Genomic DNA, 15,691 nt, shown 5'->3' on the forward strand with positions numbered 1-15,691 from the left:
CGCAGGTCATGGCTTATATTGAAGGAGGAAGAATAACCCGATGGAGATCCACGCTAAACAAGTACGCCCTGATTCTAAAAACCGCGCCGATCGTGCGCGCATGCTCATTTCCTGTCCGGATGGTCCAGGAATTGTAGCTGCGGTATCTCATTTCCTGCATCAGCATGGAGCAAATATTGTTCAGTCGGACCAGTACACCATGGACCCTGCTGGCGGCATGTTCTTTATGCGGATTGAGTTTGATCTTCCGCAATTGTTGGTCAATTTGCCGGAACTGGAAGCAGACTTTGCAGAAGTGGCAAGCCGTTTTCAAATGGAATGGACGCTATCAGCGGTTAGCCGCAAGAAGAAATTAGCTATCTTTGTATCCAAAGAAGATCATTGTCTGGTGGAATTGTTGTGGCAATGGCAGGCAGGCGATCTGGATGCAGATATTGCGCTTGTGGTCAGCAACCATCTGGACATGAAAGAATATGTAGAATCATTCGGCATTCCATATCATCATATTCCGGTTACAGCAGATACCAAGAAAGAAGCGGAACAGCGTCAACTGGACGTGATCGGCAACGATGTGGATGTGATCATTCTGGCTCGTTACATGCAGATCATCTCTCCAATGTTCATTGAGCACTATCGCAATCGAATCATTAATATCCATCATTCATTCCTGCCCGCCTTTGTGGGTGGTAAACCGTATGCACAAGCGTATAACCGTGGTGTCAAAATCATCGGTGCGACAGCGCACTATGTTACGGAAGAACTGGATGGCGGCCCGATTATTGAACAAGACGTGCAACGTGTAAGCCACGGGGATGATGTCACCGAACTGAAGCGTATTGGACGTACCATTGAGCGTGTTGTGCTTGCACGTGCCGTGAAATGGCATGTTGAAGACCGGGTTCTCGTTCATGAAAATAAGACGGTTGTATTTTAAGTTTATACTTTAATACTGTGCAAGGTTGATTCGGAACCACATAACAGATTGAGTAAAAAGCGACCCCATTCGTTTACGAACGGTGAGTCGCTTTTTTCGCGCTGATATACTTTCCGCACAAGCCGAGCACAATACCGAATAACAGATGTCCGATTATCCAGTAGATAATGGCTGTTATATCGTAAAGGTCGGGTACACGTGAAGATAGTTGAGAGAGCGGGATGTAGAGCAGGGACGATCCAGCTCCAATCAAGAGTCCTTTGAACATCGGGTGACCTGAACGCCCTACCCACCATAGATAGAAGATGCCGATGAACACGGAAACGACGAGATGCAGAGAGAATTCAATCCATTCGGGAAGGGTTGGCGGAAGTCCAGGTACAAAATCAATATTCAGAAGCAGGGTATATACCTTTTCACCTGTGTAAAACTGAACCAACTTGAGAAAGAACCCAAGGACAACACCCGAAACCATACCTGTTAAAATACCCGGGAACCAGGGTAATGAACGATTTGAGTACCTAGTAGGGGGAGCAGCGGGCACAGACATGATAACAAACCTCCTATGATTGATGCTTACTTTGAAAAGTAAACCACAGTCCCGCTTTCGAATCCATATTCAGGATATGTTATGTAAATTTAACTTGGATATCTAAAAAGTGTATGGTTTTCGTGTTAAAGGTTATACTTCATGCGATGGATTTGCGAGGCTTAATAGGTCTGTTTATGGAATTTAATGCCTTGTCCTGATACGGTTTTTGCTTGATTGGCAAGGGGTTATTCATCACAAACAACCAATTTTTCACGAACTTCTAAAAGAAGGTTATGGAAAAGCTTCACGCCAAGTGATACAATACAAAAGTGAATAAGTCAAAATGAAACACTCAAGCGGATTCACTTATTGTGAAATTCGGTTTGCTTGTATGATGAGAGGGATTCGCTTGCGCACCCGACTTATCTAAAGACATGAGGAGGACAAACCATGACTGACAAGAACGAAGCGATTCAAAAGGATGAAAATACTACAATCGACAACCTGTCGATTACGACCGTACGTACTTTGGCGATTGATGCAATTGAGAAGGCAAATTCCGGACATCCGGGTATGCCTATGGGCTCCGCTCCAATGGGGTACCAACTTTTTGCAAAAACGATGACTCATAACCCGGACCACCCAACTTGGGTTAACCGGGACCGTTTTGTCCTGTCTGCAGGACACGGCTCCATGTTGCTGTACAGCTTGCTGCACCTGAGCGGATATGATCTTCCAATGGAAGAACTGAAACAGTTCCGTCAATGGGGAAGCAAAACACCGGGTCACCCGGAATTCGGACATACTGCAGGTGTTGATGCAACTACAGGCCCACTGGGTCAAGGTATTGCAATGGCTGTAGGTATGGCGATGGCTGAAGCTCAACTGGGCGCAACTTACAATAAAGATAAGTTCAACGTCGTTGACCACTACACTTACGCAATCTGTGGTGATGGTGACTTGATGGAAGGCGTATCGCATGAATCAGCTTCCCTGGCTGGACGTTTGCACCTAGGCAAATTGATCATGTTGTTCGACTCCAATGACATCACACTCGATGGTAAATTGGATCTGTCTTCTTCCGAAAGTATCGCGAAGCGTTTTGAAGCTTATGGCTGGCAAGTGCTGCGCGTAGAAGATGGTAACGATCTGCCTGCAATCGAAAAAGCAATTCAGGAAGGTCAAGCAGATACACTGCGTCCTACACTGATCGAAGTTAAAACGGTTATTGGTTATGGTAGCCCGAACAAACAAGGTAAAGGCGGCCACGGCGGTACTCACGGATCTCCACTGGGTGCAGACGAAGCCAAATTGACTAAAGAGTATTACAAATGGGTTTATGAAGAAAACTTCCACGTACCAGCTGAAGTTCGCGATCACTTTGCACAAGTGAAAGATCGTGGTATCTCTGCTAATAAAGCTTGGGACGAGAAATTTGCCGAGTACAAAAAAGCATACCCTGAGCTGGCAGCTCAATTCGAAACAGCGATTAACGGCGACCTTCCAGAAGGATGGGACCGTGATCTTCCTAAATATGCAGCAACAGACAAAGCGCTCTCCACTCGTGTAGCATCCGGTAACGCTCTGAACGGTCTGGCACATAACGTGCCACAACTGACAGGCGGATCTGCTGACTTGGAAAGCTCCACAATGACTCACTTGAATAACCTGGAGAACTTCACACCTGAAGATTACTCCGGCCGTAACATCTACTTCGGTATCCGTGAATTCGGTATGGCTGGAGCAATGAACGGTATGGCACTGCACAGTGGTGTGAAAGTATTCGGAGGTACGTTCTTCGTATTTACCGATTACCTTCGTCCGGCTGTTCGTCTGGCTGCCCTGATGGGATTGCCTGTAACGTATGTTCTGACTCACGACAGTATCGCTGTTGGTGAAGACGGTCCTACGCACGAACCGATCGAGCAACTGGCATCCCTGCGTATCATCCCTAACCTGACGGTTATTCGTCCGGCTGATGGTAATGAAACTTCGGCTGCTTGGGCTTACGCGCTTGAGAACAAGAGCAATCCGGTTGCACTCGTACTCACTCGTCAAAACCTGCCGATCCTCGAAGGTACCGTTGAAGGTTCACGTGAGAACGTGAAACGTGGTGCTTATGTTGTGTCTGATGCAAAAGATGGCAAACCGGTAGCACAAATCATCGCTACAGGTTCTGAAGTGCAATTGGCTGTTAAAGCTCAAGCAGCACTTGCAGAACAAGGCATTCAAGTTCGCGTAATCAGCATGCCAAGCTGGGATCTGTTCGAGAAACAGGACAAAGCTTACAGAGAGTCCGTTCTTCTTCCGGATGTTAAAGCTCGTCTTGCCATTGAAATGGCTTATCCAATGGGCTGGGAGAAATATGTTGGAGATCAAGGTGACATTCTCGGAATCAGCACATTCGGTGCTTCCGCGCCTGGCGACCGTGTTATCCAAGAGTATGGCTTTACAGTGGACAACGTGGTTAGCCGCGTAAAAGCATTGCTGTAATAGAGGTTGTTCAAAAAGTCTACTTTTGATTACGAAGGATGCCTCACGGCATCATCAGCGTCGAATATGGGATTCAGCCGAAAAGTACTGAAAACCTGACTTTTTGAACACGCACCTATAGTTTCATAAGCGCTGCTATGGTTGGGAGGGCACCATGCTCTCCTGATCCATGGCAGTAAGTTATTTCCGCAGAACATGGGCGGTAACTCATTATCGCCCTGATCTGTTTTGCCTTTTGTTTTCATTAACTTCAGGGGAGCGGGTACGCATGTCACAATTCGATCAAGTCAGTGTAGTGAAAGAGGCCAACATTTATTATGAAGGTCAGGTAACCAGCAGAACGGTTATTTTGGGGGATGGCAGCAAAGTGACTCTGGGCATCATGCTTCCAGGTAGTTATGAATTCGGTACGGATTCCCGTGAAATTATGGAGATTCTATCCGGAGATCTGAAAGTATTGCTTCCCGGAGAAGAAGAGTGGCAAGAGATTCAAGGCCAAGCTACGTTCCACGTGCCTGCCGAATCCAAATTTAAACTGGAGATACGCAGCGTTACTGACTACGTCTGCTCGTACCCGGCGGAATAACATAAGAAGGGTAAGCAGAACCGCAACCTGCGGATTCGGTTTACCCTTTTTGCTTCTTGAATACGAACGACAAAGTTCGAGCGGCAAGCTTGTCAGCCCCGTGGATTTGAAGTATCCTTAAGGCAAGTTGTTTAGAATGGAATACGGAAAACACGCACTATAACCGAAATCAGGAGGTATTTGAGATCATGGCAAAAAAAGTGACATTTGACTATAGCACAGCATTGCAATTTGTAAATCAGCACGAAGTGGATTATTTCGCAGAACCAATTCGTTTGGCTCATGAGCAGCTCCACAACGGAACAGGAACAGGGTCCGACTATCTGGGCTGGATTGACCTGCCAACGGCTTATGACAAAGAAGAGTTCGCCCGCATTCAAAAAGCAGCTGCCAAAATCCAAAGCGATTCCGAAGTACTGATCGTTATCGGTATTGGTGGATCTTACCTGGGTGCACGTGCAGCGATTGAAATGCTGACACACTCTTTCTATAACAACCTGCCAAAAGATAAACGCAAAACGCCTGAAATCTATTTTGCAGGAAACAATATCAGTTCCACATATGTAACTCACTTGCTGGATCTGGTTGAAGGCAAAGATTTCTCCGTAAATGTTATCTCCAAATCCGGTACAACAACAGAACCGGCAATCGCTTTCCGTATCTTCCGTGCAGCATTGGAAGAGAAATACGGTAAGGAAGAAGCACGCAAACGCATCTATGCAACAACAGACAAAGCGCGCGGTGCATTGAAAGAACTGGCGAATGCTGAAGGGTATGAATCTTTCATTATTCCGGACGATGTAGGTGGACGTTACTCCGTTCTGACAGCTGTAGGTTTGCTGCCTATCGCAGCAGCGGGTATCAGCATCGAAGAAATGATGCAAGGTGCGGCTGACGCATCCAAGGAATACAGCAACCCGAACGTAGCAGAGAACGAAGCATATCAATATGCAGCTGTTCGTAATGCATTGTATCGTAAAGGAAAAGGCACAGAGATTCTCGTAAACTATGAGCCATCCCTGCACTTCGTGTCCGAGTGGTGGAAACAGTTATTCGGAGAGAGTGAAGGTAAAGACTACAAAGGGATCTACCCAGCATCTGTTGATTTCTCTACAGACTTGCACTCCATGGGTCAATTCATCCAGGAAGGTAGCCGGAATATCTTCGAAACCGTGATTCAGGTTACTGAAGTTGCAGAACATATCTCGATCAAATCCGATCCGGATGACTTGGATGGTCTGAACTTCCTTGAAGGTAAAACGATGGACTTTGTTAACAAAAAAGCATTCCAGGGAACACTGCTTGCACATACAGATGGTCAAGTACCAAATCTGATTGTGAACATTCCAGATATGACTCCATATTCTTTCGGATATCTGGTATACTTCTTTGAAAAAGCATGCGGCATCAGTGGCTACCTGCTGGGTGTCAATCCATTTGACCAACCGGGCGTGGAAGCGTACAAGAAAAATATGTTTGCATTGCTGGGCAAACCAGGCTTTGAAGAAGAGAAAGCAGCGCTTGAAGCGAGACTTTCCGAATAATTCATCGGTCTGCTCATATAGTTAAATAAGCTAATGTAAATCTATCCGGGGATGACTGTTGAGTGTAATGCAGGGTTCCCGGATATAGATAACCAGGGCAGTTCGTCCGCGTTCACGCGGGGAACTGCTTTCTTGTAAAATGGGACTCAGGAAAAGACTAGAAAGTTGGATTTGGGATGATTGAACGTTATCGCACGGTTCGAGGACCGGGCAATCTGGAAATTGTAATCAAGAAGTCGCGATTTATCGGACATATTATGCCGGTCACGACAGAGGAAGAAGCCGTTGCCTTTATTGATGATATCAAGAAAAAACATTGGAATGCGACTCATAACTGCTCTGCGTACATGATTGGAGAGCGGGATGAGATCCAGAAGCAATCCGATGACGGGGAGCCTAGCGGAACAGCAGGGAAACCCATTCTTGAAGTAATTAAAAATCAGAAATTAAAAAATGTGGCAATTGTGGTTACACGATACTTTGGGGGAATCATGCTTGGAGCCGGAGGGTTAATTCGGGCTTATACGGATGGAGCTGTAGCAGCCATTGAAGCCGGAGAAGCCATTACCAACGTGCTGCATCGTGAAGTGTTTGTTGAACTGGATTATACATGGTTGGGTAAAGTGGAAAATGAGTTAAGGAGCCGGGAAGTCCGTACAGGTGAAACTGGATTCACCGATAAGGTTACGTTGACTTGTCTTCCGCCGGATAGTGAAACCGAGGCTTTTGTAGCCTGGATCACGGATTTGACGCAAGGGCAATCCCGGATCACGGAGGGACAGCGGCTTTATTTTATTGAAGGGGAATAAAATATATGGCTAGAAGAGCAGTCGAACAGGAGTTGTCGAGGGAGCGGATACTGGAGGCGGCGAGGCACCTTTTTATTACCAAAGGATACCGCGCCATTTCGATGCGAAGCATCGGCCAGCATCTAGGCTATAGTCATGGGTCGCTGTATTATCACTTTAAGGAAAAGGCAGAGCTGTTCTATGCCATCGTGGTTGAAGATTTCAATTATCTGGGGCATTTGCTGCTGCAAGCTATGGTCAGGCCGGTTCGTGATGATGTGAGCAAGGTAGAGCACATTATGATGGAGTTTATTCGTTTTGGTCTGGAGAATCCCTATCAATACGAGATTATGTTTATGATCAGGGACGAAGAACTGTTGTCTTATTGTCGTACCGAACAGGGACGCTGCTTCGAATTATTTGCATCGATTATAAGGCAGTATATGAACGAAGCGAACTGTACGGAAGAGGATATTCAAAGGGTACCGCGTACGCTATTTTTGGCTATGCACGGATTCATTTCTTATTACATTCAGGACCGTTTAACGTTTGAGGAGATTGAATCGTCTGCGCTGTCTCATGTCAAAGTGCTGTGCCGCAATCTGGGTCAGCAGCCTGAGTCTGGCGTCCAATAATGGCGCAATTGTTGCACCCCTACACTTCAGGGCGGTGATTTGTCATAACTTTAATTCTTTATCACATTGTCTCGCGAAAGTTAATGAGCGCAGAAGACCAAGTCAGGCGGCTCCGACCCGGTAAGAGGGTGGACCGCCTGTTTGTGTGTGCAAAAACGAAAGAACAGATGCAGGCCTGTTCGCCTGGAACTAGCCTTCCATGATTTTGAGAAAGTACTCCCGCTCACGTGGTCCATCGAATTCGCAAAAATAAATGCCTTGCCAGCGGCCAAGCAGCAACCTGCCTTCGTGAATAATCACCGTCTGTGATGGCCCTGTTGTGATTGATTTGAGGTGAGAGGCTGTATTGCCTTCGGCATGTCGGTACTTGGGATGCTCCCAAGGATACACTTCGTCCAGACGTAACAAGACATCGTGTTTTACATCCGGGTCTGCATTCTCGTTGATGGCGATACCCGCGGTTGTATGTGGGCAGTAGATGAGCACCGTCCCGTTCTGCACACCACTACTCTGGACAACCTGCTTCACGTCCCGTGTGATATCCTTCATTTCATCTCGTGTGGAAGTGGATATATTCTTCGTATATAACATGTTTAATCACTCCTTATCATCTCTGTTCTTACCCTCGATTGTACCTTAACCACTACATACCAAACAAACCACATATGTAAGGTGAAAAAAGAAAATCGCCTCATAACGGAGAGGACAGAAATAACCTGAAGAAGCGTAAGCTAAAAGCTTTCTGTAAGAAAGCTGCTTCGGAAGCATAAGCTTCACCTTTATCACCGGATTTCCCCTTTAATACAAAGGGGATTAAAGAAATCTGGGGATAACAGTGATCGGAAGGTTGTTCTGGCCTCGCAGTGTACAGGTGCGATTATAATTAATTGATCTTATATCTGGCCTAATTATATTCAATAAAAGCATTGACGATTAGCACTGCAAACTGGTAAAGTATCAGAAAAGCAAAACCAAGTAGACTAATGGGAATAATAATAAAGTAATATCATCCAACTTAGGAAAATGTCGTATTGAAGCCAGGAAGACTGCCGACCGGAGCTAAAGCCGGAGGCTGGGAGGGAACGCAGCAATGAATACCGTTCTTCGTCATAAGGGATGGACTTGGGGATTCCGCAGTACCGTATTGTTATATTTTATCGTACTTATTGTACTTCCAATCATCGGTGTGTACGTCAATTCCTTCTCTGAAGGATGGAGCAACTTTGTTCAGAGCATTATGGACCCCATCGCGTGGAAAGCCGTACTGCTGACGATTCGGTTGGCCGTGATTGCTACGCTGATTAATGTGGTTCTGGGCACAATGATTGCCTGGGTGCTGACAAGGTATCGCTTTGTAGGCCGATCGTTTCTTAACAGTCTGGTTGATCTCCCGTTTGCACTGCCAACAGCGGTGGGCGGTTTGATGATTATGCTGCTATTGGGTCCGGTCAGTGCCATCGGGAAACTGGCAGAATCCATGGGGTTTGAGATTGTATTTCACCAGCCCGCAATTGTTATCGCGATGACTTTTGTCACGTTTCCGTTTGTGATCCGCGCGGTGCAGCCTTTGCTGGAAGAAATCGATCCTTCCGAGGAAGAGGCCTCGTACACAATGGGGGCATCCAAGGCTCGCACGTTCATGCAGGTTATTCTGCCATCCATGGCACCTGGCATGATCAGTGGAGGGATGCTCGCTTTCTCCAGAGGACTGGCTGAATTCGGGGCTGTCGTGCTGGTGGCTGGTAACATTCCGGGAAGAACACTGACTGCTTCCGTATTTATTTACGGGGAGATTGAAAGTGATAATCCCACGGGTGCCGCTGCTGTATCCGTGTTGCTCCTAACGCTCTCCTTCCTGATCCTCTGGCTGATCAATCTGGTGCAGATGCGGGGGAGAAGACGATGAGACGACTCTTAATCGGATTGACGTTTGCGGTATTTATCGTACTGCTGATCATCCCGCTTGGACGCATTTTTATAGGTGCATTTGAAGACGGGGCAGGTGGATTCCTGACGGGGCTGATGCGCCCTGAGGCGTTACATGCTTTGATGATGACCGGACTGGTGGTCCTGGTGGTCACCCTGTTAAATACATTGTTTGGCATCATGATGGCTCTGTATCTGGTTCGTGCCGGATGGTTGAGTGAACGGATAAAAGGGCTGCTGAACAGCATTGTAGACCTGCCTTATGCTGTATCTCCTGTCATTGGCGGTTTGATGATTGTGTTGATGTTGGGACCTAACAGCATTATGGGCGCTTTTTTTGAAGGGATTGGATTCAATGTGGTCTATGCCTTCCCGGGTATGGTGATCGCAACGTTATTTGTTACCTTTCCACTAATGGTAAGAGAGGTTATGCCTGTCCTGCAGGAACTTGGTTCTCAACAAGAGGAGGCTGCTTCTACACTGGGCGCCTACGGCTGGAGAACGTTCTGGAGTGTGACATGGCCTTCGATCCGCTGGGCGGTAGTGTATGGTCTGGTCTTGACGGTTGCGCGCTCACTTGGGGAATTCGGTGCAGTGCTGGTTGTATCCGGTAATATTATGAACAAAACGCAGACAGCAACAACCCTGGTGTATCAGGATGTTGAGAATTTTAATGTGGCTGCCGCAAATGGTGTTGCATTGGTGCTGGTCACCTTCTCCGTCGGGCTGCTGCTCATGATGGAATGGGCCAAGAAGCGAAAGGAAGTGCATTGATATGCATGTAGAAGTCCGTGATCTGAACAAACATTTCGGTGATTTTCATGCGGTAAAAGATGTCTCATTCGATATTGCCAAAGGCCATCTGATCGGTCTGCTTGGACCCAGCGGAGGCGGGAAGACTTCCATTCTGCGGATGCTTGCGGGTCTGGAGAATCCAGGTTCCGGAGAGATTCGCTTTCATGGGAAAGTCGTGAACCATCTGCCTCCACAGGAGCGTGGAATCGGATTTGTATTCCAGAACTATGCCCTGTTCAAACATATGACGGTATTTGAGAATATTGCTTTTGGACTCAAGGTCAAGAAGACACCGAAGGCCAAGATCCGTGATCGGGTTATGGAACTTGTTGAACTGACCGGGTTAAAAGGTTTCGAACAGCGCTATCCACATCAGTTGTCTGGTGGGCAGCGTCAACGTGTGGCTTTTGCCAGAGCACTCGCCCCGGAGCCGCAGCTGTTATTGCTAGACGAACCGTTCGCGGCCATTGATGCCAAGATCCGTCAGGAACTGCGTTCATGGTTACGGGAGCTCATCGAGCGAGTGGGAATCACTTCGATCTTTGTAACGCATGACCAGGATGAAGCGATTGAAGTGGCGGACGAGATCATGATTATCAGCCAGGGTCGTCTGGAACAGAAGGGCACACCTTGGGATATCTACAAAAATCCGCAGACACCGTTTGTCGCTACATTTATCGGGGAGTCTACGGTTGTGGAGGATGCTTCCCAGTTGAAAGGATTCGAACATGCCGTTGAGGGTAAACACACCAAAGCGCTAATTCGACCGGAGTATATTGAGGTCGGCTTGAAAAACGAGTTCACCATGTTGTCTGCAACGGAAAAAGGGACAGTCAAACATCTTCATTTCCGCGGCAGTCAATGGATGGTAGAGGTGGACGTACAGGGGCACAAGTTAATCACCTATCGTTCTCTGGAGAAAACGACATTGGAGATTGGTCAACAAATTCGCGTTCTTGTACACCGTGCATACCTGTTCAATGACTCCAACAGTTGGGTGGTTGAGAACCGACTGAAGGAAGATCCGATGCCGGTGATGATTTAGTCAAGTGGAAGAAAGGGGCTGCCCATGCAGATGAGGAAGAAGAAAGTCATACTCTTATATGTTGCCCTCATGCTTCTGCTCGTCTGCATGACCGCTGGATGCAGCAAGCAGGAGGAGTCAAGCGAACAGAATGAGCCCGCTGGTACCGATTCATCCAATACGCTAGTGATCGGTGCTTATAGTGTAGCAAAAGACGCTGTAGGCGAGTTGTTGCCCAAGTTCCAGGAAGAGTGGAAGGCAAAGACCGGACAGACGATTAACTTCCAGGAGTCCTATGAAGCTTCGGGTACACAGGCAAGAGCCATCGTGGGTGGATTCGAGGCGGATGTGGCTTTGCTTGCGATGGAGAGTGATATCGACAAGCTGGTCAAAGCCGATCTGGTTAGCCCTGATTGGAAACAGACCCCTCATGAGGGCATGATTACCCGTTCGATTGTTGTGCTGGGCACCAGAGCTGGCAACCCGCTTGGAATTCATGATTTTCAGGATTTAACCAAGCCGGGAGTGAAGGTACTCTACCCTAATCCAAAGACATCCGGGGGCGCACAATGGGACATTAATGCCATTTATGGTGCCGGATTGAAACTGTCGGAGGAGCAAGAGGGGAAGAAAGATCCTGCCGCAGCCAAAGCTTTTCTCGAACAGGTACATCGTAACGTTGAGTCATTGGACAAGAGTGGGCGTTCTTCGATGGCGGCTTTCGAATATGGCGTAGGTGATGTAATCGTCACATATGAAAATGAATTGCTTGCCCGGATCGCCAAAGGTGTAGATTACGACATCGTTATTCCGAAAAATACGATCCTCATTGAGAACCCGGCAGTCGTGGTGAATAAGTATGCCGACAAACATGGGAATCGTGAACTGGCTGAAGCCTTTGTCGCATATTTGCGTACACCGGAAGCACAGCAGATTTTCGCGAAGCATGGTTTTCGTTCCGTAGACCCGGATGTATTTGCACAGACGGAGTCGACATTCCCAACACCTGAAGGGTTATTTGATATCAACTATCTGGGTGGATGGGACGAGGTACGCAGTACGCTGTACTCCAAACGTGGCGTGTGGTATCAGGTGCTTGCGGGATTATGAGTATTGCTGATGTAATCGAATAGATAACCGAGCATGTGGATACTAAACCTTCATTTCAATGGAAGTAGAGATGAAGGTTTTTTACTGCCAATAGGATATAATAGAGGTATACTGAATCATGATTGTTACATAGTACTAACAGGAAGGCGTGAATTGGATGAGTTCAGAGATTAAATTATCCCAAAGTACAGCGATTCGACTGGAGCAGGCCCGCGGTAAGGGGATGTCCGAGGAAGATATTTTAAAAGCCATTCAAGCCAAAGACGTTTCCGCTTTTGACGCAGTGTCTGAAGAGGAATACCGATATAGTGAATTTTTCTCGTATGCGGACGAGCACGGTGAAAATCTGGAGACAGCAGTGAAAGACGGCTACCGGATTACCTTTAACACGCGTGGTGGGCTCGGAATTTGGTTGGAAAAGGCCTTTAAGGTGCAGCCAGAGAAAGACTTCACGGTGGGTGAAGGAATCGTTACCGGATTACAGTTGAAACCGGAGCAGGCAGAGGTGCTGGCGAAGCGACTTGCGTCGAACTGGGTGATTACGGAGTCGAAGGATGTACCTGCGGGTAAGGAATTGACATTGAAGCTGCGCGCACTGGTGTAGTTCGAGCATTGAATTCATATGAGTTGAACGCTCCCGAATGGAGCGAAGCACGGAGATGAAGTCTGACGGTGAACAGTCAGACCACAGACTGTCCTGAATTGCAGTGCATAACTGCTGCGGGATGGTCTTTTTTTTGCAAAAATAGAGGTGCACGATTACAATTTACATATCATGAATTCAGGGGGGAATGCAGATTGAATCAGCTAACATTTCTGGGCACTGGCGATGCGATGGGCGTTCCACGTGTGTATTGCGATTGCGAAGTGTGTACAGAGGCGAGGCTTACGGGAGAGAATAAACGGAAACGTTCCTCTGTTCTGATTGACTATGATGGCGATGGTGCGAGTGAACAATTCATGATCGACTGCGGGCCGGACTGGAGATCACAGATGGAGGATCAGGGATTGCGTATGGTGCATACGCTGCTCATCACGCATGCCCATTTTGACCATATTGGAGGATTGCCGGAATGGGCAGATGCGTGCCGCTGGTTGGGTGTAAAGGGACGTTTGTATGCACCACGTGAAGTGATATCCACCATTCAGGGACAGTTTCCCTGGTTGGGGCGTCATATGGACTTTCTGGAAACGGATGATGATATTGAACTCGGGGGATGGAAGGTGAATTCCTGGAAAGTGTGCCATGGGCATAACGGGTATTCGTACGCGTATCGGCTGGATCGGGTTGGGTATAGCTGGGCGTACTGTTCAGATGCCATTGACCTGAAGGAATCCGAGAAAGAGCCGCTACACGGATTGGATATGCTGGTGCTGGGAACAAGCTTTGTACATGAACATGCGGAATTCTCCACACGTTCCGTGTACGATATGCGCGAGGCACAGGAGCTGCTGCGGGAACTGAAACCGGGTCATACCTATTTTACACATATGTCCCATGACGTTGATGTACGCCAGAATTATAATCTGGATCAAGGCATTACGATTGCTCTTACCGGGATGAAAGTGCCGCTTGGAACCCTTCGTACTTAAAAGTGGGAGCAGGGAAAAAATGATTTTAGAAGAGCGTATCCTTTGGAGGAGGTTCTTCGTTTACATAGTGTGAGTCACAATAATCAGGAACCAGCAAAGGGGGGCCCCCGATATGGCCTTTGTGAAGTCCGTGAATTGCCGCATGAACAGACCACAAGAGGATGAACTAAAAAATAAACCTGATCTGGAATCCGGTGATATCGCCGGACATCCAGTTAACCAGGACATTCATGCCGTCTTAACCGACCTGATGGGTCCGTTATATGCGTATTGCTTATCCCTGACCAGATCTGTACCCGAGACCGAGGACTTGGTTCAGGATACCTGTCTCAAAGTATTGTCGTCCACGGCGGTGCAATCTTCCGAGACGACGAAAGAGATGAACTGGGAAGCTTATCTGATCCGAATTGCTCGCAACAGCTGGATTGATATGCTTCGGAAGCAACAGAGATTGCATTCCATATTGGATGGCTTGAAGCCTGTTATGCGAGAGTTCGCAGAGGAAGAGCATTTTGAAGAGCTAGAATCTGCTGTTCAGTTATTAATTAGTGAATTACCACCCTGGCAGCGAGCCATATATGTATTGCGTGAATTAATGGGTTATAAGGCGGCAGAGACTGCGGATATGCTGGAGACGACAGAAGGCGCTGTGAAAGCAGCATTAAGTCGTGCCCGTTCAGCCATAGCTGAGGTGAGGCACAGGTTGGAACAATCGGACGCTGAATTGAAGTATGAAGAGGGCGCAGTGGAGGACAATCAACAGGAGCTGCGCAGCTATCTGCTGGCATTCCGCACGGGAGATACCGCGCGCATCATTGATCTGTGCCTGAATCGGACCGATGATCCGATGGCTGTGGCCGGCAGCATTTTGCAGCAGACTCTGCCGTCTCCATCCATGCAGCCAGTGATGTACGGGTACGCCGCTTCCGGAACGAATGCGATGTCGTATGGAGGTGGGTACACGGTCAACATGGTTGCCTAAACCAAGGAGGCGACACACATGAATGTAGTACCCTATGTAGTGGAACAGACCGCTCGTGGTGAGCGGAGTTATGATATTTATTCACGTTTGCTCAAAGACCGAATTATTATGGTTTCCGGGGAGATTGAAGATCAGATGGCAAATGCCATTGTGGCTCAGTTGTTATTTTTGACTGCCGAGGACCCGGAGAAAGATATTCAGATGTACATTAACAGCCCTGGTGGGTCGGTGACCGCGGGATTTTCGATCTATGACACGATGCAATTCGTGAAGCCGGATATCTCCACGATCTGTACAGGTATGGCGGCAAGCTTTGGCACAATATTGCTGGTGGGTGGAACAAAAGGTAAACGTATGGCATTGCCAAACAGTGAGATCATGATCCATCAGCCACATGGCGGTACGCGAGGGCAGGCGTCGGATATGCTGATTCATGCTAACCGCATCATTCAACATCGTCAACGTCTTAACAAGCTGTTAGCCGAACATACAGGACAGTCGATTGAGCGGATTGAGAAGGACTCAGATCGAGATTATTTCCTGACTGCTGCTGAAGCAGTCGAATATGGATTGGTGGATAAAGTCATATCCAGCTCATAACAGTAGCCCGGAGGGTCATGTGACCTTTCGGGCTTGATTAACCAAGAGGACGAACAGGAAACTGACGTCCTCTTTTTTGTCGTCCAGATTTGCCAGCCCATGTCTATGGATCGAATCAGAATTGAGAATAATGTGAAAAAAGATTGACC

At 47.6% G+C, this 15,691-nt stretch carries 16 protein-coding genes; 14 read left to right on the top strand and 2 right to left on the bottom strand.

The window, feature by feature from the left end:
- Positions 1-40 precede the first annotated feature (40 nt).
- Positions 41-934, top strand: coding sequence for a formyltetrahydrofolate deformylase (gene purU, locus MKZ12_RS07420; RefSeq protein ID WP_339259633.1), 894 nt, complete (start codon positions 41-43; stop codon positions 932-934).
- Between the two features lie 73 nt (positions 935-1,007).
- On the opposite strand, the gene MKZ12_RS07425 is transcribed toward purU, so the two are convergent.
- Entirely contained in the window at positions 1,008-1,484 is a 477-nt protein-coding gene (locus MKZ12_RS07425; protein WP_339259635.1) for a hypothetical protein, read from the bottom strand.
- A gap of 432 nt (positions 1,485-1,916) precedes the next feature.
- Between MKZ12_RS07425 and tkt the strand changes: the two genes are divergently transcribed.
- From tkt to MKZ12_RS07450, 5 genes are all read left to right on the top strand, one after another.
- Positions 1,917-3,959, top strand: a complete 2,043-nt coding sequence (tkt, locus tag MKZ12_RS07430) for a transketolase (protein WP_339240415.1) — start codon at positions 1,917-1,919, stop codon at positions 3,957-3,959.
- A 268-nt stretch (positions 3,960-4,227) separates the two neighbouring features.
- Positions 4,228-4,545, top strand: a complete 318-nt coding sequence (locus tag MKZ12_RS07435; RefSeq protein ID WP_105408176.1) for a pyrimidine/purine nucleoside phosphorylase — start codon at positions 4,228-4,230, stop codon at positions 4,543-4,545.
- A gap of 188 nt (positions 4,546-4,733) precedes the next feature.
- Complete coding sequence (locus MKZ12_RS07440; protein WP_017689982.1) at positions 4,734-6,089, top strand: glucose-6-phosphate isomerase; 1,356 nt, start codon at positions 4,734-4,736, stop codon at positions 6,087-6,089.
- Between the two features lie 176 nt (positions 6,090-6,265).
- Entirely contained in the window at positions 6,266-6,898 is a 633-nt protein-coding gene (locus tag MKZ12_RS07445; RefSeq protein ID WP_253431918.1) for a YigZ family protein, read from the top strand.
- Between the two features lie 5 nt (positions 6,899-6,903).
- On the top strand, positions 6,904-7,512 hold the full coding sequence (locus MKZ12_RS07450) for a TetR/AcrR family transcriptional regulator (protein ID WP_339240417.1): 609 nt from the start codon (positions 6,904-6,906) through the stop codon (positions 7,510-7,512).
- Between the two features lie 189 nt (positions 7,513-7,701).
- Here MKZ12_RS07450 and MKZ12_RS07455 read toward each other — a convergent pair whose 3' ends face one another.
- Positions 7,702-8,103, bottom strand: a complete 402-nt coding sequence (locus MKZ12_RS07455; protein WP_339240418.1) for a secondary thiamine-phosphate synthase enzyme YjbQ — start codon at positions 8,101-8,103, stop codon at positions 7,702-7,704.
- A gap of 499 nt (positions 8,104-8,602) precedes the next feature.
- Here MKZ12_RS07455 and cysT point away from each other — a divergent pair, with 499 nt between their 5' ends.
- The 8 genes from cysT to clpP all read left to right on the top strand — a co-directional run bounded on the left by cysT (position 8,603) and on the right by clpP (position 15,542).
- On the top strand, positions 8,603-9,418 hold the full coding sequence (gene cysT, locus MKZ12_RS07460; protein WP_017689978.1) for a sulfate ABC transporter permease subunit CysT: 816 nt from the start codon (positions 8,603-8,605) through the stop codon (positions 9,416-9,418).
- Positions 9,415-10,212, top strand: coding sequence for a sulfate ABC transporter permease subunit (locus tag MKZ12_RS07465; protein ID WP_339259636.1), 798 nt, complete (start codon positions 9,415-9,417; stop codon positions 10,210-10,212). The genes cysT and MKZ12_RS07465 overlap by 4 nt, the downstream gene beginning before the upstream one ends.
- 1 nt (position 10,213) lies before the next feature.
- Positions 10,214-11,278 carry a sulfate ABC transporter ATP-binding protein gene (gene cysA / locus MKZ12_RS07470; protein WP_339259638.1) on the top strand — a complete coding sequence of 355 codons (1,065 nt, stop codon included), beginning with the start codon at positions 10,214-10,216 and terminating at the stop codon, positions 11,276-11,278.
- Positions 11,279-11,302: 24 nt separating this feature from the next.
- Complete coding sequence (locus tag MKZ12_RS07475) at positions 11,303-12,367, top strand: sulfate ABC transporter substrate-binding protein (protein WP_339240420.1); 1,065 nt, start codon at positions 11,303-11,305, stop codon at positions 12,365-12,367.
- Between the two features lie 157 nt (positions 12,368-12,524).
- A complete protein-coding gene (locus MKZ12_RS07480; RefSeq protein ID WP_339259640.1) occupies positions 12,525-12,971 on the top strand; it encodes a hypothetical protein in 447 nt (148 codons plus the stop codon).
- A 194-nt stretch (positions 12,972-13,165) separates the two neighbouring features.
- Complete coding sequence (locus tag MKZ12_RS07485; protein ID WP_339240423.1) at positions 13,166-13,960, top strand: MBL fold metallo-hydrolase; 795 nt, start codon at positions 13,166-13,168, stop codon at positions 13,958-13,960.
- A 112-nt stretch (positions 13,961-14,072) separates the two neighbouring features.
- Complete coding sequence (locus tag MKZ12_RS07490; protein ID WP_339259642.1) at positions 14,073-14,942, top strand: RNA polymerase sigma factor; 870 nt, start codon at positions 14,073-14,075, stop codon at positions 14,940-14,942.
- An 18-nt stretch (positions 14,943-14,960) separates the two neighbouring features.
- Positions 14,961-15,542 (top strand): ATP-dependent Clp endopeptidase proteolytic subunit ClpP, encoded by a 582-nt coding sequence (gene clpP / locus MKZ12_RS07495; protein ID WP_307538868.1) that lies wholly within the window; start codon positions 14,961-14,963, stop codon positions 15,540-15,542.
- The last annotated feature ends 149 nt before the right edge of the window (positions 15,543-15,691 follow it).

It is taken from the genome of Paenibacillus sp. FSL R5-0713, assembly GCF_037973325.1.
In the GTDB taxonomy this organism is placed as follows: Bacteria; Bacillota; Bacilli; order Paenibacillales; family Paenibacillaceae; genus Paenibacillus.